The organism is Psychrobacter sp. AOP5-GZ1-6, from assembly GCF_052376345.1.
Classification (GTDB): Bacteria; Pseudomonadota; Gammaproteobacteria; order Pseudomonadales; family Moraxellaceae; genus Psychrobacter.
In genome coordinates, this window is sequence record NZ_JBQSVP010000051.1 from 1 (window position 1) to 20,888 (window position 20,888).

Here is a 20,888-nt window from a genome sequence, read left to right on the forward strand (position 1 = left end):
TATTCCTTTAAAGATCATATTTGTCATGACCAAAGCCCTGATGATTCAGACGAACGGTCATATAGGCGGAACATTGTTTCACTTGGTTATAATCAAGTAAAGAAAAAACTTGTCAAAGTTACACAACCACTCACAAAAAAACCCATCCTCAATATTTGAGAATGGGCTCTTTTTTTAGTCTTCATGAGACGATTACTATATTTATAGAACTGTTGATGCAAACTTCATAACGCCACTTATTTTAGAATAAAGTGTCACCATTTAGTCATTTAACTGGCTATATTAAAATTACTGTGCTGCTTCATCAACTTCAGCCACATCACCGGCTTCTAAATCGCCATCTGCTTGTTCAGCAGTCAAATCTGCATCAGCCACAGCGGCTTGGCTTACTGTACCAGACGCCGTTGCAGTACCAGACTCAGCAGTAGCGACGGTGCCATCGGTACTATCAGTTGGTGTGACTGTGGCATCTGCCGCAGTATCAGGTGCTTCAGCATCTGTGGCTTCAGTTGCAGTTTCTTCGGTTGCAGTTGCATCTTCAGTTACAGCAGCATCTTCAGCTACTGCACTTTCATCAGTCGCTGTTTCTGCTTCATCTGCAACGACTGCCGCCTCAGCATCTTCAGTCGCCTCAACAGTAATATGCTGACCTGCTGGGCGTAAAAAAGCTGAAACACCAATAAGTAAGACAATACCTAAAAACAAAGCAATGCCACCTAGAGCAAACAACAACTCTTTTTTTGGATTGTTATTAACGATACCTTCTGACATACCTTATCCACCTTGCACAAAATATTTGAAATATTGGCCTATTATATCGCAATTTTTACCGATGTGTTAAAACCCTTAAGTATTTAAAGGATTTATTATCGACGAGATTTTGCTAGACGCGTCTAATTACTTACTGTCACTACTGGTTATGCGTGTAGCTACTTGCCCAAACGTGCTCTGGTTGCCTCACGTTTACCCACATAACTGAGTAGTAGCAACAGCGCTATAATAAATAACATGGGATAGTTACCAAAGCTCATATAGGGTGTATTGCCAACTCGAGCCTGTACCTTACCTCTTAATACTGTGCGCTCAAACTGCGGCGCACGCTCAACGATACGGCCTTTATGATCAATAATTGCCGTGACGCCTGTATTGGTCGCACGCATGAACCAACGGCCATTTTCTAATGAACGCATTTGCACCATTTGCAGATGTTGTAACGGCCCTGCCGACTTACCAAACCAGGCATCGTTTGAGATGGTCAATAAAAAATCCGTATCAGCGGCATTTTTGCGAGTGGTATCAGGGTAAGCAACTTCATAACATATCGCTACTCCTAAGTTATGACCTCGTACATCTAGCGGTGACTGATCATCACTACCACTGCTATAACCGGAGATATCTTGACTACCTGCCAAATCAGGTAGGATATTTAACAATCCTTGAAAGGGAATATATTCGCCGAATGGTACCAAACGCTGCTTCTTATACAGTCCTTCTGCATCAGTGCCTAGCGCCATCACACTATTATAAATCGGTGGGTACTTATCAGTACTGGCATCAAAGGCCGCGTCGTCTATATAAGGTATACCAGTTACCCATGTCGTATCAGTTGCATTGGCAAGCTTGGTCATTTCATCGATAAAATCAGTCGCCGCTAACTGAGACATAGGAATCGACGACTCTGGCCACAGAATAAGATCACTGCCCCATTCCGTACTTGTGAGCGTTGCATAAATATTGAGCGTTTCTAATTGATATTCAGATAGCCATTTTACGTCTTGTGGGATATTACCTTGGATTAGAGACACAGATAAATCAGGCGTACCTTTTGGTTTTGTCCATTGTGGGTTTATCAACCATAAAGCGCTACTAATCACTAATAATGCGATCGATATCACCATGTAACCAGCACGGCGACGCAGCAGCTCCACTACACTAGCAGCCAATAACACAGCCACGAATGAGATGGAAAATACACCCGCAACTGGCGCTAATGACGATAACCAATACTGCTCCGTAAAGGCATAACCAACGAACAGCCACGGAAATCCAGTGAGTAGCCACGTTTTCAACCACTCTTGTAGTATCCAAATCGCCGCAAAAGACAACGGCTGACGGCCAACCATACGATTAAATACGAGCGCCAAAAAGCCATGAAACAGCCCCATACCAAGACCCATCAGCGCAATCATAATCAGCGCAAGCCATACTGGAATCGCACCATAAGTATGAATGGAGTTATAAAGCCAAAACGCACCAACACACCACAGCCCTGTACCATACGCCTGACCAATAAGAAATGCACGTTTGCCACTCATATCAGGCATTAATAGTGCGTATAAAATAGCAGGTGACACCAACGCTAACGGCCAAATACCATAAGGCGCAAGTGCAAATATAAAAATAGCACCTGCTAGCAAGGCAATTAATACAGTTAGTGCTGTCGGTAAGCCTTTTGGCTTCTCAGGATTCAGGCGTTTTTGCAAATCAACAGTAGACAGACGCATAACAGTTATCCAAAACTATATTTTCTAAAATAGTTAGCAGCAGCATTCAGGTTAAAACCAACGCTGAACCTGACTCTAATACCGTATGTAACAATCAAATACAGTATATAAAAATTAAATTTGCCCATGATACCAGTCTAAACCCAATAATAGGTAATATTGCGTAGCAAACTGCTACGACATGATAAACAAGGATGAGTATCTCAAGCCACAAACCAAAAAAAAACACGATCGTAATCGTGTTTTTTGTCGTTCAGCAATAGGTACCTAAAGCGCGATTCAGGTTATTAACACTGAATCAATGACTGCCTATCAAGATTTGTGGTTCGACGTTCGTTTTCGTCAACTCTAAGTTATGGATAAAACGACCTTCAACATCAGTAATCGTAATTTTCCAATCGTCTATCATCACACTCTCACCTTCTAGATCACCGACATGACCCAAAGCTTGCATGACCAAACCACCCATCGTATCAACATCAGTATCATCAAACTCACAACCGAGCTCATCATTGCAGTCTTCAATCACTGTAGAAGCCTGAACGCGCCATGTATTTGGCTTATCAGGGTCAGCGACGATATTGTTAATATCACTGTCTTCCTCAAAATCATCATGTTCATCGACGATGTCACCAACGATTTCCTCTAACAAGTCCTCCATGGTAACCACTCCACCAAAGTTACCGAACTCATCAACGACGATTGCCATATGCACTTGTGTGCGCTGTAGTGAGCGTAATAAGGTGTCAGAACGCGCAGTCTCACTGATATATAGTGGCTGACGCACAAGGTCTCTTAGGCGTTTGCTTTCAATTTTATCTTCTTGATGACGCACCATATGGACGAGAATAGGAATCAAATCTTTTGCCAATAAGATACCGATAACAGCATCATCATCTTGACTGTCAAAAACAGGATAGCGCGAATGAGTGGTATCAAGGATGATATCCATCACTTCAGCAAGGCTAGCGCTTTCATGCAAACCAATCACTTGTGGGCGCGGTGTCATGATTTCACGCACTTGTGTCGCAGGCAGATCGAGCACGCCTTCTAGCATATCGACCGTGTCAGGCTCTAAGAACTGACGCGAGTCTTGTACCAAACGAGTCAGTTCATCACGGGTTTCAGGGGCGGTCGATAGCCAGCGTTTTAAGCCGCGCATCGACCAACTACTCGGGCTGGGAGTGTCGTCAGACATGGTGGTGTGGTTTAACCTCTTAAGTTAATAAAAATTAAGTTAATAAAAATTTGGCTGATAGCAGTTAATATCGTTAGTAGTTAATGATAGTAAGCAAGAATAACAGGTAAAACATAGATGGGGATAAAGCTAGCAAATAAAACAGTATAAATCAGCTTCACTTTATCTTATGGCTCACCGACATTCAACGACAAATTCATGCAAATTGTATTGTCAGTGTGTTATAAATTTTGCTATGGTCAAAGCCTTCATTTATCAAAAAAAATCCTATGTCGCTACGTTCTGTTTTTTCTCGCCTGTTTGCCTCGCGTTCAACTGGCCATCGTTCAGACAATGGCATGGGGAATCTTAGCTCAAACCATGACAGTTCAAACCATGACAGCTTAAACAATCATGGCTCACACAATCATCATGTAAAAGGTAATGGCAGCACTGGAAACCAACCAAAACCGCCGCTCAAACCAAAATCAAAATGGCGTAGCTGTCTTTTACAAATTCTAATCATCACATCTTTATTACTATCAGCCATTTGGTTGATGCTTGCCATTTGGTATCAATTTGGCGAGCAGTCGGTAATTACTTGGCTAGCCGGGATAATCATTGTTGGTGTGCTGACCGCATTGCTCAAAAGCCGCTATTGGCCAAAAAGTGCTAAGCAATCAGATAAACAGTCATTAACGGCTAAAGTAAAAACCAATAGCAATAGCAAAGCCACTACGAAACGGTTAACGGCTTTATACGCTGCGATTTGGTTGGTCGGTGTCGGCTGGTTTTTTTCTATTGAACCTCAGCAAGAGCGCGACTGGATGGCTGATGTCAATCAACGTGTCTCTTATGAGCGTGATGCGACCAACCCTGATTTAATCACACTGACCAATGTACGTAATTTTGATTGGCACACAGCAGAAAACGCGACCGCACATTGGGACACTCGAACAGTGGACTTGTCTAAACTCTCTGGTGTCGATGTGACCAACTCTTATTGGATGGGACCACTGATTGCTCATACTTTGGTCAGCTTTCGCTTTGAAGACGCCGCGCCACTGGCCTTCTCCTTTGAGATTCGTAAAGAAAAAGAGGAGTCGTTTTCTGCATTTGCCGGATTTTTTAGACGTTTTGAGCTGATCTTAATTGCTGCAGAAGAGCGTGATATTATCTACACGCGGAGCAATGCGCGCGGCGAGCAAGTGTATCTATTTCCCGTTAGTAACTTGCAGCAACACGAGGTCAGATCACTGTTTGAGTCTTACTTGACAGCCGCCGATGATCTGAATGCAGAGCCCGCTTGGTACAACACGTTGGTCAGTAATTGCACCAATATTATTTTTTATATGGCACGCATCGTCAGCGGCGATCGTCTACCATGGGATTACCGTATTTGGGTGTCCGGCTGGTTGCCTAATTATTTGTACAATGTGGGTATGCTAGATGCCAATCCCGAAAGCAGCGATCAGCCATGGTCAATGGACACTTGGTATGAGCACGCTCATATAAACCCAAAGGTTAAAGGGTTCGATAATCAAAACAACCTAGAATCTGGCGTTAATAGTCACGAAAACAGCCGCGAGTTCTCTGAGCAGATTCGCCAAGGCATTCCTACTCCGTCATTGGCTGACTCTCAAGCTGATGCTGAGACAGACGCCAAATCTACCGCCCAAGCGTCTGACTCGTATTAACTTGAAGGCTTGATTTTCAAAACTGAATTTTCAAAACTGAGCTTTAAAGGCTAGATTTTGAGGGCTGGGTATTAAGGGTTGGATATTAAGGGCTACATTGTAAGAACCAGATGTGGAAAGCTGGATTTTAAGCGTCAAACAAACTGTAACTACGGCTTGACCCAATTGACCACACGATCTTCCATTTCTTCATCCGACAGGCTAGTTTCAGAGACACAGCGTCCTGCCACACCGACATTCGTCGCGCGCATTTGTCGCTGTGTGACTACAGCATTCCCAGTCAATAATAAATGCCAACTGGGCAAGCCCTGCCCTTTATACAAACGCTTATAAGCGCAGTGGGACGGCAGCCACATCATGTTTGGTAAGTTGTCCATGGTCAGCTGAATACAGTCCGGTACATGCTCTTGGCGCGTATCGTAATGTTGGCAATACCCAGTCTTGCAGTCCATCAACTGGCAAGTCACATCAGTATATTCGACCAGCTCCTCACCGGCATTACCACTCTCATCTTCATCCATGTATTTGATCAGACAACAACTACCACAGCCATCACACAATGCCTCCCATTCGCTATGATTTAATTCATCTAAGGTAAAACGGGTCCAAAACTGTGGGCGTAATGTGTCAGTCGCTGCGGCTTCAGAAAACAGCGTCACAGGTCGCTGCGACTCAGTGTTTGAATCAGCCTCTGATTGAGCGCTTGAATTTATATCCAAGCTGTCGTCCTGTGTGTTTAGCAAGTTTATAGTCATAAAGTGGCAGTATCATTTTGATAAATAGCGTTACAGTATTATAGCTGTTTTTGCGTAACATGAGCGTTAAGGTAGTAAAAGTAAAAAGTACGATGAATTAAAAACATAAATAATCATCACTCACCACTTAAAACTTATAGGGCGTGTTGAATATTCAAATGTTAGGGCTGCTGATTGCTAAAATTGCACCAAACTAGGCGCAAGCCGACGATAATGTCGAGACCTTAACTAGGCTTGTAACGACGTTTGGGGTGATTTTAGCATCAGCCTTGAGAACGGATCCAGCAAAGCACTGCTTTGCCCGTTTGCAAGGCGAGAGCTATGCTCGAGTGGAGGGCAGTACTCTTTTTTGCCAATACATGGCGAAATTGTTTCACCTAGAATGACTAGGCATCAAAAATTTCACTGCATATTGTCTAAAAAATAATCACTGCCAGCACCACATTTGAATGTTCAACACGCCCTAACATAAAAAAAGGAAAACAATATGTCAGTTAAGACTTTTGAATTAATCAGCACCACCGAAAACAACATTGAGCTGATCAGCTATGTCGCCTTACCAGATACTGCCTCGAACGACACGCCAGCACCCGGTATCTTGGTTGCACCAGAATGGTGGGGCATGGTCGAGCATCCAAAATCAGTGGTTGAGCGCTTAGCAGAAGCTGGTTATGCTGCCGTTGCGATGGATGTCTACGGTGAAGGCAAACTAACCACAGATGCTGCGCAAGCCAATATGTGGATGGAGCAAGTGCTTGAAGATCAAGACATCCTCATGGCACGCTGCCGTTTAATTCTCAATGACTTCAGTGATCAGTTAGCGGTTGATGGGGATAAGTTGGCAGTGATTGGTTATTGCTTCGGCGGTAAAATTGCTCTCGATATGGCTCGCGTTGGCATGCCGTTAAAAGCAGTTGCTACCTTCCATGGTAACCCATCACCAAAACAACCCGCAGACAAAAACTTTAAAGCAAAAGTACTAGTCGCCCACGGTCGTGACGACTCAATGGTATCCATGGATGCTATCGACGGTCTTAAGTCAGAGCTAGACGCCGCCGATGTCGACTACACTATCGACGTCTATGACAACGCAAAACACGGCTTTACCAACCCTCAAGCAGATGAGCGCGCCGCCAAAAACGATGTGGACTTGGGCTACAATGAAGCCGCAGCCAAACAAAGCTGGGAAAACATGCTTGAGTTTATGAAAGCAAACTTGGCATAAACTGTCCTCAAGAAAACAAATAAACCAAGAACAAGGGTCGCTTAAGTTATAAGCGACCCTTATTTATTTATAAACAACCGTTTACTAGGGCGTGTCCTCAATTCAATCGATAGTTATCTAAATGAGTTAAAAACGGCTAAATCTTGCCAAACAGCGTCAAATAACTGACTAATATCTCGATATTATCTGCGCTATTTTCCTTGTTTGACTGCTATTTATCTCATTTTTATCATCATTTTTAAAATGAGGACACGCCCTAATAACATTTTGATTGATGCGCAAGGATAGCCTTGTACTTATCGATAAATAACGTCATTATCACTGCATTATAAATGGTATTAAGTGATAAAGATGTTTTATATATTGAACCAGTTGGGCTGGCTAGCCTTTACCGCACTATTAATCGTGGTAGTCGCACTCTATGTCAGAATAAATCGGCAGATTGGACAACTACGCCGTGATGTGGGCAAACTACAAACTCAGCTTAGAAACCAAAGAAGCAGTAATGCCAAACGCTCACCTGTTCAACCAACTGACAACTTTATCTCTAATAACAGTCATGCTAATAACAGCCATGTAGGAGCAGACAGCGCTGTTGACACCGCCCAGCTAAATACAGCTGATGAGACAAATACCACCGTTACCACCGTACATACATGGCCACCATCACGCCCAACGATACCCCAATCTGGCCTACCAGAAAGTGCAGTATCCAGCACTTCTGCTACTGGGATGAACGAAACGGTAAGCGTCACAAAAAATAAAACGCCAACCACTGCTATTCAGCCAGATGAAAGCTCCTTACCTATCGTCACCTCACTGTTTCACTCTATTAAAAACTGGTTTTTCGGCGGTAATTTAGTGGTGCGTGTGGGCGTATTGGTATTGCTAGTGGGCGTGGTATTACTGCTGCGCTTATTGAGCGAATATATCGAGATTTCGATTGCCACAAAACTGATAGCCGTTGGCGTTACAGGGTTAGCATTGGCGGCACTGGGATTAAAGCTAACCGCCAAACGCTTTTCCTACGGTATCACGTTACAAGGTGCAGGCTTAGCCATTGCGTACTTGAGCACCTTTTTTGCTTATAGCGTCTATCAGATTATTCCGAGCTTACCGAGCTTTATTGGACTTGGGTTATTATCCGCCGTCACGATTGCCCTCGCCGTCCGTCAGAACGCCTTTCCATTGGCGTTATTAGCATTGTCAGGAGGTTTCTTTGCGCCGATTTTGACCAGTGATGATACTGGCAGTATGGTTGCCTTGTTCAGCTATTACTTATTATTAAATGTGGCTATTGCCATCATTGGTCATTATCGCCCATGGAAAATTTTGAATTTATTCGGTGTGAGCGTGACCTTTGGCCTCGCCTATTATTGGGGAATAAGTGAAAATTTAGATGCAGTCATTGTGTCGCAGCGTTGGTCATTGGTTTTGTTGGTTGCCTTACATTTGAGTCTTTACCTGTTTGTCGTGATTCGCTACGCCCAACAAATCATCGCTTACAATACTGATAACAAGCAAGCGTTTAACCGTGCCAATAGTACTAAAACCAGCCAAGATGAAAGCAAAAAACCAAACACTGACAGTCAGACCTATCTGTTTCCTATCGATACGGGACTATTATTTTCAGTACCTCTGATGGCATTTGGTTTGTTTGCGGCGCTTTTAAGTAATGTACCTAATGCCTTAACCATCACCAGTGCTGTGCTAGCGATGCTTTATTTAGGACTTGGTTGGATTTTTGTCCAACATAGTCGACGGTACGCACTGATTACCGAAGGCATGTTGGCGCTCGGATTTGGATTTTTGGCCTTGGTCATTCCGCTGGCATTAGATGCCGAATGGATTGCGTTTGGTTGGTCAGTACAAGGACTGGCTCTCGTCTGGTTCGGTAGGCGCTCGCTACGCGCATGGTCGGTATTGCTTGGTCTATTATTACAGCTCATCAGTATCGCTATGCTAGTGTTTACCATCGTATTCTCTGGCAGTGATTATCCTACCTTAGCCTTAAGCATTTCGGGCATAGCTTATTTGGCATCGGTCTTTATCTTACGTAGTAGTCACTCGCCAGCGATGTTAAATGATAGTTTACGTGACGAGTCGATCCACTCAGCTAATTCTCAAGAGCAGTCTACACCAGACTCTATCGTGACTTATGCCAATGCGCTGGGGATTAGCACTGACGCGGCTCGCCAATGGCTGACATCTATCAATAGCCAAAGCACAGCGTTCAATATCGTGTGGCGCAGTCCTAGACTCATACAGTTTTTGACCATGACTGCGATGGTGTGGATGCTTCTAGTATTATTGCTTGATGTAGATCAGTGGTTTAGACATTGGCAACTAGCGACATCTACCTTGATTGCGCTAGCGGCACTGATGAGCCTTGGTATTTATTGGATAGCCAATCGATATCATCCATGGGCCGAAATCAGGCAGTTCAGCCACGGGTTGCTATTACTGTTTTATCTGATGCTCGTTTTACAATTGCCGCAAAAGTTTGAGTCACATCTCGTATGGGCGTCAATAGACTGGCTACTATTTGCAGGCTTGCTCATTGGCTGGCTGATTATCGGACAATTATGGCTGAAGACATGGTTTAATAACGCCAAGCTATCGGCCTATGACAGTACGATCTGGCTCGGCGCTGGCATTTTAATCATTGCAGCAGCCGCTCATTATGGTCTACCCGCCTCTGCTGGTGTGATGGCTGTCTTAATCCCTACTGTTTTGATTATCGCTGGGCTATGGAGCCGTTATCGTTATGCCAGCTACCATCATGGCAGCGACTATAATACTAGCAGTCGTCTTGACCATGCTCGTAAAACAGACCCATCCATTAGTGAAGCTGCAACGCATGGATTCCTGCACTGGTTTGATTGGCAGCGGGCACTATTAAACTGCGCTGCCATCTTTGCACCCATTGCATTAAGTTGGGTCATCATTACCAACTGGTCTTATAATGGCATGGTTTGGGGCGTGTCCTATTTCCCGCTGTTGAATTTATATGACGTGACCTCAGTGCTGACGCTACTGGTTGGGTTTGGTGTCTATTACCTAAATCAACAGCAAAGCACCCCACTAACACCAGCAAATCCTGATACCAGCAATCCCATCCAAAAAGCCTCTGCCACTCGTAATTTACTAATAATTTTAGGGCTTATTGGCTTTTGGCTGCTATCTAGCATACTTATCAGAACGCTCCATGCCTTTATCAGCACGCCATTATGGTATGCAGGCGCATGGCAAAGTGAACAGGTACAAACAGGGTTGACCATGTTGTGGACGCTCTTGGCATTAATCGCCACCATCATCGCCAGCCGTTACTGGCAGCGTGCGCTGTGGTTTATGGGCATTGGGCTATTGGGCGTCGTCGTACTTAAGTTAGTATTAGTCGATTTGTCACAGACCGAGGCCATTTGGCGAGTGATATCATTCCTTGGCGCAGGCAGTTTGATTTTGCTGATTGGTTATTTGGCTCCACTGCCACCGGCAGATGATGAGGTAGAAGAAATAAATGATAAGACGTAATCACGACTTCACATAGTGGTTAATAGTGGTTAAGTGAAACTGAGTGGTTAAGTGAAATTGTCCCGTGAGCAATGTGGTTCTGTAGTAAACTGAGTATCATTAGAAAGTAAACCTTGATGGTTTTACTTTTAGCATTTTTTATAAAAGGTTATGAAAGCAGATGGATAAGAGAGCAAGCATTCAGTGGTTCCCTGGGCATATGAACAAAGCCCGTAACGAAATCAAAGAAACCATGCCGCAGATGGACTTGGTCATTGAGGTCATTGATGCACGTATCCCATACAGTAGTGAAAACCCAATGGTTGCGGCATTGCGTGGCGAAAAACCTGTTATCAAAATCCTGAACAAAGCTGACCTTGCTGACCCAGAATTGACTCAAATATGGATGGATTATCTCGAGCAGCAAAGCGGTGTGAAAGCCATTGCTTGCGATACCGAGAAAGCCAATGATGTCAAACGCATCATCGCGATCTGTAAACAACTCGTGCCTAATAAAGTCGGTACAGGTCGCCAGATTAAAGCTATGATTATGGGTATTCCAAACGTTGGTAAATCAACACTGATTAATACGTTGGCAGGGCGTGCGGTAGCAAGAACCGGTGATGAACCTGCCGTGACCAAATCACAGCAGCTGATTAAACTAGACGATGACATCATGCTCTATGACACACCCGGTATGCTATGGCCAAAGGTTGAAAATGAAAATTCTGGTTATCGTTTAGCAGCGACAGGTGGCATCCGTGATACTGCTTTTGACTTCGCTGATGTCGCGAGCTACACCGCTGAGTACCTAATGCATGCTTATCCTGAGCTGCTAAAAACTCGCTATAAAATTGAAGAACTGCCAAAGACCGATTGGGAGTTTTTTGAAGTGGCTGGGCGTAATCGCGGCTGTGTGCGTTCGGGTAATCAGGTCGATACCTACCGCATGTCTGAGATTCTCATTAATGAATTACGTAGTGCGAAGCTTGGACGTATTACACTTGAGACACCAGCCATGACGGAGGCCGAAGAAATCGTGGTCGCTGAGCAACGTCTGGCTGCTGAAGAAAAGAAAAAAGCCCGTGAAGAAGAGAAGCGCTTACGTCGTCTAAAAACGCGGAAGAATAGGAAGTAAATTTCATAAAAAATATCGGCTACTATGAATCCATTAATACCCTCTGCTAAAACAATTCAAATCTATCTACCAAAAGGCAATCCTCGTGGGTTGCGCTTGGCAGAGATGACTACGCGTACCGTACGCCTTATTGAGATTCCACGCATCCATATCAATGATTTTTTTGCGATGCCTGATGCCAATCAAGTTGGTTTGTATTTTTTGATTGGTGATACCGATAGTGTAGAGAAGCCGTTACTCTATGTTGGACAAACTGGCGATCTTAAAAGACGTCTTAACCAACATGATGACAAAGATTTCTGGACACGTGCTTTTGTCATGCTCTCAACCAATAACTCTATGACCCAAACCCATGCGCTATATATGGAACATAAGGCTATCGCAACTGCTATTGAGGTAGGACGTTACGAGCTAAAAAATGGAAATAATGGTAATAAACCACATACACCTGACCCATTAAAAGCTGATTGCGAGGAATTATTCCATACCCTTGACGTTTTACTATCCACCTTAGGACAGCCTATTTTTGAGTCCTTGGCGATTCATGATAGCCTTTATAGTAACGAGACTTATAAAAATAAATCGATTGATTCTACCATTGCTAAAGTCGCTCAAATAATCGATGAAGCTCCAATGAAACCTATTCCATCCCTATTTTACTATAAGGTAAAAGATGGTGATGCTAAAGGATACTATGACGACGATGGCTTTGTAATATTGGCAGGTTCTCTAATACGACAAACACAAACGTCATCAGCTCCGCCATTCGTAGCTAAATTAAAAGAAAGTCTGCTCAGTAGCGGCAAACTTGTAGCCGTAAACAATACAAGCTATAAACTCACTGAAAACCATCTATTTAAAACCCCCAGTGGAGCTAGTGCTCTAGTATCAGGACGTTCGACCAATGGATGGATTGAGTGGAAAAATGAATTGGGTGAAACACTAGATAGTATTTATCGATAACATATTGACTCTGTTAGCAAACTTGTCATTAATAAAACCTTACTCTCGACACCCTTAAGTAGTTATTTTTATTATGTTGTTCAATAACATCACGTCAAAGTTGGGTCGTAGCAAATACGTATATCAGGTATAATTGGTCACCTTTAAAAGACTAAATATAAGAGCCTATGACCCAGCCAACTGCTAACTCTAAAGCTTCTGACACTACCTTCAATCACTCCCCCAAATCTCTAAACGCCTTCGCTCCACGCCTCCTAAACTGGTTTGCCGAAAACGGTCGCCATGACTTACCCTGGCAACAGCATCAAACCGATACGCCAAATCCTTATATCGTTTGGTTATCCGAAGTCATGCTTCAGCAAACACAAGTGACGACAGTGCTGCCCTACTTTGCGCGATTTATGGCATCGTTTCCGACCGTGCATGATTTGGCAGCAGCAGACTGGGATTTGGTCGCCGAGCATTGGGCGGGGCTGGGCTACTATGCACGTGCGCGTAATTTGCATAAAGGTGCCAAGCAATTGGTAGAGGTAATCGATGAGACAGGCGAGTTTCCGCAAACGCTCGCAGGATGGGAGGCGATCTCTGGTGTAGGACCGTCAACAGCTGGTGCGATTATGGCCATGGGCTTGCACCATTATGGCGTCATCTGTGATGGCAATGTCAAACGAGTCATCACGCGTTGGGCAGCGATTGATGGAGATATTACCAAGTCTGCCACCACTAAAGAGCTATGGGCACTGGCAGAGCGTTTGACGCCGACAGCAAACTCAGGATTATTCGCGCAAGCGATGATGGATATGGGCGCGACATTATGCACCCGTAGCAAACCTGCCTGCCTGTTATGTCCACTCAAAGAAGACTGCCTAGCGCATGCACAAGGGCGCGAGACCGACTATCCTGTCAAAGCAAAGAAACAGCCCAAACCCAGTAAGTTTAGTCATGCGTTACTCATTAAAAATGCCGATGACGACATTTTATGGCTGCAGCGCCCTGATAACGGCATTTGGGGTGGATTGTGGAGCTTGCCACTGCAGTTCGTACAGAAAGTCGAGGGTAAAAAAGCAAGTAGTAAGACGGCTGATAAAAAGACAGACTCTAGCGATGATAAGTTATCAAACGTAGCAAATGATGTACGTAGTAATGAAAAAGTATATGAAGCAGAATTTACCACCGCTGAGCAAATCATTAATGAGTGGCTCATAAAAAACAAACTGGTGGCAAAATCAGTTAGCCATACATTGCTCGATGATGCGCCTATTAAACATTCGCTGACGCATTTTCACTGGTACTTAACGCCGCAGTCAGTGACTATCAATACGAAGCAAGCAGCCGACATAACCAAATCACTGCAAGCGGCTGATATTAATATCAATTGGTTAAACGCTGACGATGCTCAAGCAACGCTTGGTTTGCCACGAGCCATGATTAAGATCTTAGAGTAAAAAATTGGCATAAAAAAAGCGACTCATCATGATAATGAGTCGCTTTTTTTCTTGAGAATCAAGCTCTAGCCATCTAAGACTTCGGCACACGCAAGCGCATCAGTCCTTCTTGTTGTACAGTGGCAATCAGCTTACCGTCTTGCCAAAACTGTCCGTGGTTGAGCCCCTTAGAGTTAGAGGTCGTATCACTCCACATATCGTACAACATCCAATTATTGAGATCAAAATTACGATGGAAATGCATCGAGTGGTCGATACTGGCCGCTTGCAGACCACTGGTCATAAAGCTAATGCCATGTGACATCAGCCCCGTACCTACCAAATAAAAATCAGACGAAAATGCCAATAGCGCTTGCTGAATCGCCACTGGTTGATTGCCCAACTCGCGGATACGTAACCAGTTCGCCTGCTTCGGTTTCATAGGCTCTGGGTTGATAGGGTCACGCGGCTTGACTGGCTTAATCTCGACATGACGACGACGCATAAATCGTGATTTCAGGGCAGTCGGTACTTTGCCAATATGCTCTTCTTTTAGTTCTTGCTCAGCGAGCAAATCTTCAGGCGGTGGATAGACGGGCATATCTTCTTGATAATCCAGCCCCTCCTCCATTGGTGAAAACGAGGCAATCATCGAAAATATTACTTGCTCAATAGGTGGCTTACCGCGCACTTCTTTGTATTGAATCGCCGTCACTTCACGCGCTGACAAGCTACGACCGTCACGCAGGCGGCGCACTTGATAAATTACTGGCTGGTTGATATCACCACCACGCAAAAAATACCCATGCAGCGAGTGGCAAGGCTTGTCCTTATCTAGTGTATGCGCCGCAGCCATAATCGCTTGTGCGAGCACTTGCCCACCGAAAATACGACTACCAACATAGTCATGGCTCTTACCCTCAAACACATCAGGGGTCACTTCAATAAGTGCAACAGTAGCCAACAACTCATCAATCAGTTGCGAATAATCGGGCATGACAATATATTTCCTTATTTTCATCAAAAATACACAGCACCTCACGATATCAATAGACTATATCGACAGATCCTTTGTATTTACATTTGAATTTAAAATAATATGAAATCACTTGCTAAACGTAAACAAGAGAGATATTAGAACAATAATACAGCCATAGCAGCGCTATCACTAAGTATTTATTATAAATAGAAAAAGGTAAACATCTTACCCAATATCAATGATTTTAGCTAGCAGCTGACTGTATACTGGCAAGTATCATATTTTTGTCTAAGCAAAACGGTGCAAAATGGTCAAATAAAGTCGATATATCTATAAAGAACGAAATAGCCGCTGCTACCTCGCTCTTTATTTTTATTATAAACTTATGGCTTAACCGCCACGAGCACACGAATAGAATCTGGTACCAGTGACAAGTTACCAAGCGCTTGCTCGCCTTGGGCTTTAAGCTGCTCTAAGTGCTCAATCTCTTCATCACGTACGTTAGGATTGATCGTTTGCAGATGTTTCAAACGCTTGATTTCGCGTGACCATTGCTGACTAAAACGTGCAGTGGCTTGCTCACCAATCTCAGCTATTTGCTGACGAGCAATATCTTCAGCCTCATAGTAGCGCTGCTCAATTACATCACTGCGTACTTTAATCACTTGGCGTGCACGGTTTTTGTCCAAACGCTCAATATGCGGCATGATCATATCGGCACTGATACGAGCAGACAAATCACTGCCCTGCTCGCTAATAAACACACGAATATTTTGCGTGGTCAAAGTCGCTGGTAGATTCAGCATTTTGGGCGCAATTGCTTCAACACGGAAGTTCACCTCTAGCAGCACCATACCTTGTGGAACAGCAGCACTTTTGAGCATAGCAACTGTCGTATTACCAAAAGTGCTGGTACTCGCCAAATCATAAATAGCACGCATCAATGGATGCTCATGAGTAATAAAATCAATATCTTCACGTTGGAGCGCTTGCTCTCGCTCAAAGGTCAGTGTCATACCGTCTTCATCACCAAGTGGTAAACCATCGATATAGTCACTGATCTCAGTACTGTCGATAGGTGCGATGACCCACGAACCGTCACGCTGAATACTATGATCGATATTGGCAGACGCAAAGAAACGCTCAATAAAGTGCGGCAGCAAGTTATTACTATCAAAGTCACGCATAGCATCCGCGATACGACCAGCGACACGCGGACGGCATGAGTTATACTCAAGCAGACGATCGCGACCTGCTTGTAGCTGGGATTCTAGTCCCAAACGTGTTTTTTGTGCCTCTTCAATGATGTCTTGTAAGATCACGTTGTTTTCGGCAGTATCCGCACCCTCAAGCATTGGCTTTAGCTCTTGGATATACTGCTCTTGTACGCTCTGAGCGGTTGGTGATATCTGATTGAACATATTCAGCGCATCGTTATACCAATTATACAGACGCTCTTGCGCTGTGCCTTGTACATAAGGAACATGCAACATGATTTGCTGGGTCTGACCGATACGGTCTAAGCGACCGATACGCTGCTCTAATGTGTCTGGATTGGCAGGTAGATCCCATAATATCAACTGGCTGGCAAACTGGAAGTTACGACCTTCTGAACCAATCTCCGAACACAATAGAATCTGTGCACCTTCACTATCGGCGAAAAATGCTGCTGCTTGGTCACGTTCAAGCAGTGTCATTTGCTCAGTAAAGATAGCCGTCTTGATACCTGCATGCAGACGCAATACCGCTTCTAAACTCTCTACCGTTGCACCGCTACGAGCGATTAACAACACTTTTTGATGTTTTAGCTCACCTCGTAGAATCTCTACCAACCAAGAAACGCGTGGATCGTCTTCTAACCAGCCACCATCTGGTTGATTTTCTTCGCCCCATAGCTGCTCACGCAACTTACCTTGAGTTTGGTAGCTGTCTTTCCATGATTCAGGTAGTGGTAGAGGATAAGGCTGGCTACTACGACCATAAAACCCTTTGACACTATCACGAGTATTACGGAACAGGATACGACCTGTACCATGGCGATCTAATAACTCATTGAGCGCATAGTTACGTAGTTTTTCATCATCATTAATCGCTGCTAATTCATCAATATCGATAGTAAGCAAACCACTCAAAGCAGCGATTTGCCCTTCACTCAATGGCTTATCGTCTATTAATACACTAGCGACTGCTGCCGTTTCAGCAAAGGCATCTTGACCATCGATAAACTCATCTAAATCATCGAAACGATCTGGATCCAAGAGACGCAGACGAGCAAAATGGCTCTGTGCGCCAAGCTGTTCAGGTGTGGCTGTCAATAACATAACCCCTGCCGTTTCTTCAGCAAAATCTGCAACTAAGTCATATTTATCATTGCCACCTTGCGCCTCGTCCCAATGCAAATGATGCGCCTCATCGACGACCAATAAATCAAACCCTGCATCCATCGCTTGGTCGTATAAATCAGGATGATCCAGCAATAGATCCATACCAGCGATGATACATTGTTCAGTACCAAACACATTTTGTTCTGGATCGTGCTCTTTAATTGCCGAAGTACGTACCAAATCAAATAAAGAAAAGTTTAGATTAAAGCGACGGCGCAGCTCAACCATCCATTGGTATTGTAGACTGTCTGGCACAAGAATTAATACACGCTCGGCCTTACCTGTAAGCAGTTGCTGATGAATAATCATACCCGCTTCAATAGTTTTACCAAGTCCGACCTCATCAGCGAGTAATACACGCGGTGCGATACGTTTGCCAACTTCATGCGCAATATATAGCTGATGCTCAATGATATCGACACGCGCACCCATCAAACCTTTGAGTGGATGACCTGCCAGCGCTGATTGCATACGCAAAATATCTTGACGCAGCTCATACCAATCACCGCGCTCAATTCGACCAGCCAGTAGACGCTCAAGTGGCTTCGCCAAAGTAATATTGGCTGCTAGACGAGTCTCCATGATACCGCGTTCGTGTTCATCGACACCGTACTTGAGCACACCCATTACTTCATCGACAGCATTCACCGTATAACTTTTGCCATCTTGGTCATAGATACTATCACCGACTTTGAACACCACACGTGATAATGGTGCAGAATTTTTGGCATAGACGCGCATCTCTTCGCTTTGCGGGAATAAAATATGCACACATCGGTCGTCAACATCGATAACCACACCCAAGCCAAGCTCAGACTCCGTATCAGATAAATAACGTTGACCAACGGCGAATTCAGTACTGTGCAATGAAGCGATAGAGATAGTCATAAGGCGATGTCTTTTGTACCCAGATAGTAAGAAATTAAAGAAATAGTGAAAAACGCTAGCAACGAGAATTGGCCAAGCAGCAAAAAACTAAAGAAACATAAGCTAAATGTCGTATTAAGTGTCTTAACAAAAACCAAGCCAACAGTTTGACTTCACCATTATATAACGTTAGCGGGTAGATGAGTGCGTTAAGTTAACTTTTCAAGAGCAGATTCATGCAGGATTTTGTCAATACTAGGCATCACAGAGACAAGCATAACGGAGAAATGCAAAATCATAAAATCACGACTCACTATGAAAAACAATCCCACAACGTGATACATTAAGTTGATAATCAATAAAAATTTAAATCAACCTTTTAAAAATAGCCATCGAGCTTAAAACGATCATTTAACAAGGAGCAACCATGCAAGCGGTTTTTTTAGATAAAGGCACTTTTTCTGATGGCGTTGAGTTACTCGCTCCAACAGGTATAAGCGACTACATCACGTATGATGAAACGCCACAAGATGATGCGATTATCATAGAACGCTGTAAAGACGCTGATATTATTATCACTAATAAAGTACAGGTCAATGCTGCGGTGATAAGCAAACTGCCCAATCTTAAGCTTATTCAGCTCACCGCCACTGGCATGAACAATGTTGATCAAGAGGCTTGCAACACACACGATGTCACTCTCTATAATGTCGCAGGCTATGCCGTCAAAAGCGTACCTGAGCATACTTTTATGTTGATGCTAAACGGCATGCGCGCAGGTATTCATTACCATCAAAAAGTCTCTGACGGTACGTGGCAAGCAAAAGGGGATTTTTGCCTATTGGATATCCCACTGATAGATTTAGAAGATAAGACACTGGGTATTATCGGACTTGGTACCATCGGTAAACGCGTTACCGAAATTGCACGTGCATTTGGTATGACGGTATTGTGGGCAGAGCATCAAGGACGTGAGCCACGTAATGATGATTACACAGCGTTTGACGATGTATTAGCACGTGCCGATGTGATCAGCTTACATTGTCCACTAAACCCACAAACGCAGCACCTCATTAATGCAGATACTTTAGCAAAAATGGCTAAGCAACCCTTCATCGTCAACGTCGCGCGCGGTGGGGTCGTCGATAGCGAAGCCCTCACCAATGCGGTGAACAACAAGCAAATAAAGGGCTATGCCAGCGATGTGTTTGAACAAGAGCCTATCGCAGCCGACGATCCTTTATTAACCCTTGCCAATCACCCACGAGTGATATTTAGTCCGCACAATGCTTGGGGCAGCAAAAGTGCACAAGAAAAGTTATGGCAAATATTAAGCACACAAGTCACTGACTTTATCGAAAAACGTTCAATTTAAGCAACATCAGAGGGCTCAAAATGGACTTGGGCTCTCCCAATCCATCCATGCACCCAGTACTGGATGCTTTAGGCGTAAGTGCTGCGCGTGCAGGTTCAGCCTTGGTGCTATCTCTAGCGCAGCACCCTCAGCGTAGATAGGATCGCCAATCATTACATGACCGACATGAACCATATGGACACGCAATTGATGACTGCGACCAGTAACTGGCTTTAACATCACTCGCGTGACCATCTGACCATTGCATTCTTCATGAGCCATTACTTCATACAAAGTCAACGCATGCTTTGGCCAATCATGATCGACAATATGGCGTGGTTTCGTCTCTGGCTCGTAGCGTACTGGCACTGATATCTTACCAGTGACGCCCACACTCTCCCACTGCCCAAAGACACGTGCTTGATACTTTTTTTGTGGTAGACGTTCTATAAACTGCTTACTAATATGGGTCTGTGCAGCGGCGTTTTTTGCAAAAATTAGCAATCCTGAAGTATCCATATCAAGGCGATGAATCAACTTAACCGCAGGATTAGCACGCTCAAGCCTTGCTAGCAAACTCACCTTTAGCGTTTTTCCATCAACACTTAATAGTCCTGCAGGCTTATCAACCACCCAAATATCATCGTCTTCATAGACAGTGACTTCTTGTGCAAATGCTTGAAAAAACTCAAGCGGATAGGCTTGCTCCTCAGTATTAAGGGCATCAACTTCTTCATCGGTAAAAAGCATAAAAATAGACTACTTATATTAAGGGCTTGGAAGTAAAAACAGTGGTTATATTATATTGTATAAAACAACTAATTTTGACCCAAAAGTAAGGGGGATTGCAGCAGCTGATTTACAACTCATAATTTATATCGCTATGTGTCGATTTATTGTGCTAATAC

14 protein-coding genes are annotated in these 20,888 nt (G+C 44.0%); 7 read left to right on the forward strand and 7 right to left on the reverse strand.

Annotation, left to right across the window (positions count from 1 at the left end; all coding sequences use genetic code 11):
* Nucleotides 1-288: 288 nt before the first annotated feature.
* The 3 genes from ACT3RN_RS08405 to ACT3RN_RS08415 all read right to left on the reverse strand — a co-directional run bounded on the left by ACT3RN_RS08405 (nucleotide 289) and on the right by ACT3RN_RS08415 (nucleotide 3,702).
* Nucleotides 289-771 (reverse strand): hypothetical protein, encoded by a 483-nt coding sequence (locus tag ACT3RN_RS08405; RefSeq protein WP_192520835.1) that lies wholly within the window; start codon nucleotides 769-771, stop codon nucleotides 289-291.
* Nucleotides 772-929: 158 nt separating this feature from the next.
* Complete coding sequence (gene lnt / locus ACT3RN_RS08410) at nucleotides 930-2,504, reverse strand: apolipoprotein N-acyltransferase (RefSeq protein WP_192520836.1); 1,575 nt, start codon at nucleotides 2,502-2,504, stop codon at nucleotides 930-932.
* A gap of 298 nt (nucleotides 2,505-2,802) precedes the next feature.
* On the reverse strand, nucleotides 2,803-3,702 hold the full coding sequence (locus tag ACT3RN_RS08415) for an HlyC/CorC family transporter (protein WP_192520744.1): 900 nt from the start codon (nucleotides 3,700-3,702) through the stop codon (nucleotides 2,803-2,805).
* A gap of 269 nt (nucleotides 3,703-3,971) precedes the next feature.
* On the opposite strand from ACT3RN_RS08415, the gene ACT3RN_RS08420 reads away from it, so the two are divergent.
* Nucleotides 3,972-5,378, forward strand: coding sequence for an Lnb N-terminal periplasmic domain-containing protein (locus tag ACT3RN_RS08420; protein ID WP_192520742.1), 1,407 nt, complete (start codon nucleotides 3,972-3,974; stop codon nucleotides 5,376-5,378).
* A gap of 149 nt (nucleotides 5,379-5,527) precedes the next feature.
* Here the strand turns inward: ACT3RN_RS08420 and ACT3RN_RS08425 are convergent, their stop codons facing one another.
* Nucleotides 5,528-6,031: a YcgN family cysteine cluster protein gene (locus tag ACT3RN_RS08425; protein WP_442073286.1), complete on the reverse strand. Its 504-nt coding sequence runs from the start codon at nucleotides 6,029-6,031 to the stop codon at nucleotides 5,528-5,530.
* A 589-nt stretch (nucleotides 6,032-6,620) separates the two neighbouring features.
* Between ACT3RN_RS08425 and ACT3RN_RS08430 the strand changes: the two genes are divergently transcribed.
* From ACT3RN_RS08430 to mutY, 5 genes are all read left to right on the forward strand, one after another.
* On the forward strand, nucleotides 6,621-7,358 hold the full coding sequence (locus tag ACT3RN_RS08430) for a dienelactone hydrolase family protein (protein ID WP_192519615.1): 738 nt from the start codon (nucleotides 6,621-6,623) through the stop codon (nucleotides 7,356-7,358).
* Nucleotides 7,359-7,709: 351 nt separating this feature from the next.
* A complete protein-coding gene (locus tag ACT3RN_RS08435) occupies nucleotides 7,710-10,892 on the forward strand; it encodes a DUF2339 domain-containing protein (RefSeq protein ID WP_192992117.1) in 3,183 nt (1,060 codons plus the stop codon).
* Between the two features lie 160 nt (nucleotides 10,893-11,052).
* Nucleotides 11,053-12,009, forward strand: coding sequence for a ribosome biogenesis GTPase YlqF (gene ylqF / locus ACT3RN_RS08440; RefSeq protein ID WP_192519617.1), 957 nt, complete (start codon nucleotides 11,053-11,055; stop codon nucleotides 12,007-12,009).
* Between the two features lie 24 nt (nucleotides 12,010-12,033).
* The gene (locus tag ACT3RN_RS08445) at nucleotides 12,034-12,972 is read left to right on the forward strand and encodes a GIY-YIG nuclease family protein (RefSeq protein WP_192519618.1); all 939 of its coding nucleotides are present in this window, start codon (nucleotides 12,034-12,036) and stop codon (nucleotides 12,970-12,972) included.
* A 167-nt stretch (nucleotides 12,973-13,139) separates the two neighbouring features.
* Entirely contained in the window at nucleotides 13,140-14,417 is a 1,278-nt protein-coding gene (mutY, locus tag ACT3RN_RS08450; RefSeq protein ID WP_192519619.1) for an A/G-specific adenine glycosylase, read from the forward strand.
* Between the two features lie 73 nt (nucleotides 14,418-14,490).
* Here mutY and ACT3RN_RS08455 read toward each other — a convergent pair whose 3' ends face one another.
* Together ACT3RN_RS08455 and rapA are read right to left on the reverse strand one after the other, a co-directional pair.
* On the reverse strand, nucleotides 14,491-15,393 hold the full coding sequence (locus ACT3RN_RS08455; RefSeq protein ID WP_192519620.1) for an acyl-CoA thioesterase: 903 nt from the start codon (nucleotides 15,391-15,393) through the stop codon (nucleotides 14,491-14,493).
* Nucleotides 15,394-15,758: 365 nt separating this feature from the next.
* A complete protein-coding gene (gene rapA / locus ACT3RN_RS08460) occupies nucleotides 15,759-18,647 on the reverse strand; it encodes an RNA polymerase-associated protein RapA (RefSeq protein ID WP_192519621.1) in 2,889 nt (962 codons plus the stop codon).
* 406 nt (nucleotides 18,648-19,053) lie between these two features.
* Between rapA and ACT3RN_RS08465 the strand changes: the two genes are divergently transcribed.
* Nucleotides 19,054-20,001 (forward strand): D-2-hydroxyacid dehydrogenase, encoded by a 948-nt coding sequence (locus ACT3RN_RS08465; protein ID WP_192519622.1) that lies wholly within the window; start codon nucleotides 19,054-19,056, stop codon nucleotides 19,999-20,001.
* A gap of 15 nt (nucleotides 20,002-20,016) precedes the next feature.
* Here the strand turns inward: ACT3RN_RS08465 and ACT3RN_RS08470 are convergent, their stop codons facing one another.
* The gene (locus ACT3RN_RS08470; protein WP_192992118.1) at nucleotides 20,017-20,730 is read right to left on the reverse strand and encodes an RluA family pseudouridine synthase; all 714 of its coding nucleotides are present in this window, start codon (nucleotides 20,728-20,730) and stop codon (nucleotides 20,017-20,019) included.
* Nucleotides 20,731-20,888: the final 158 nt, after the last annotated feature.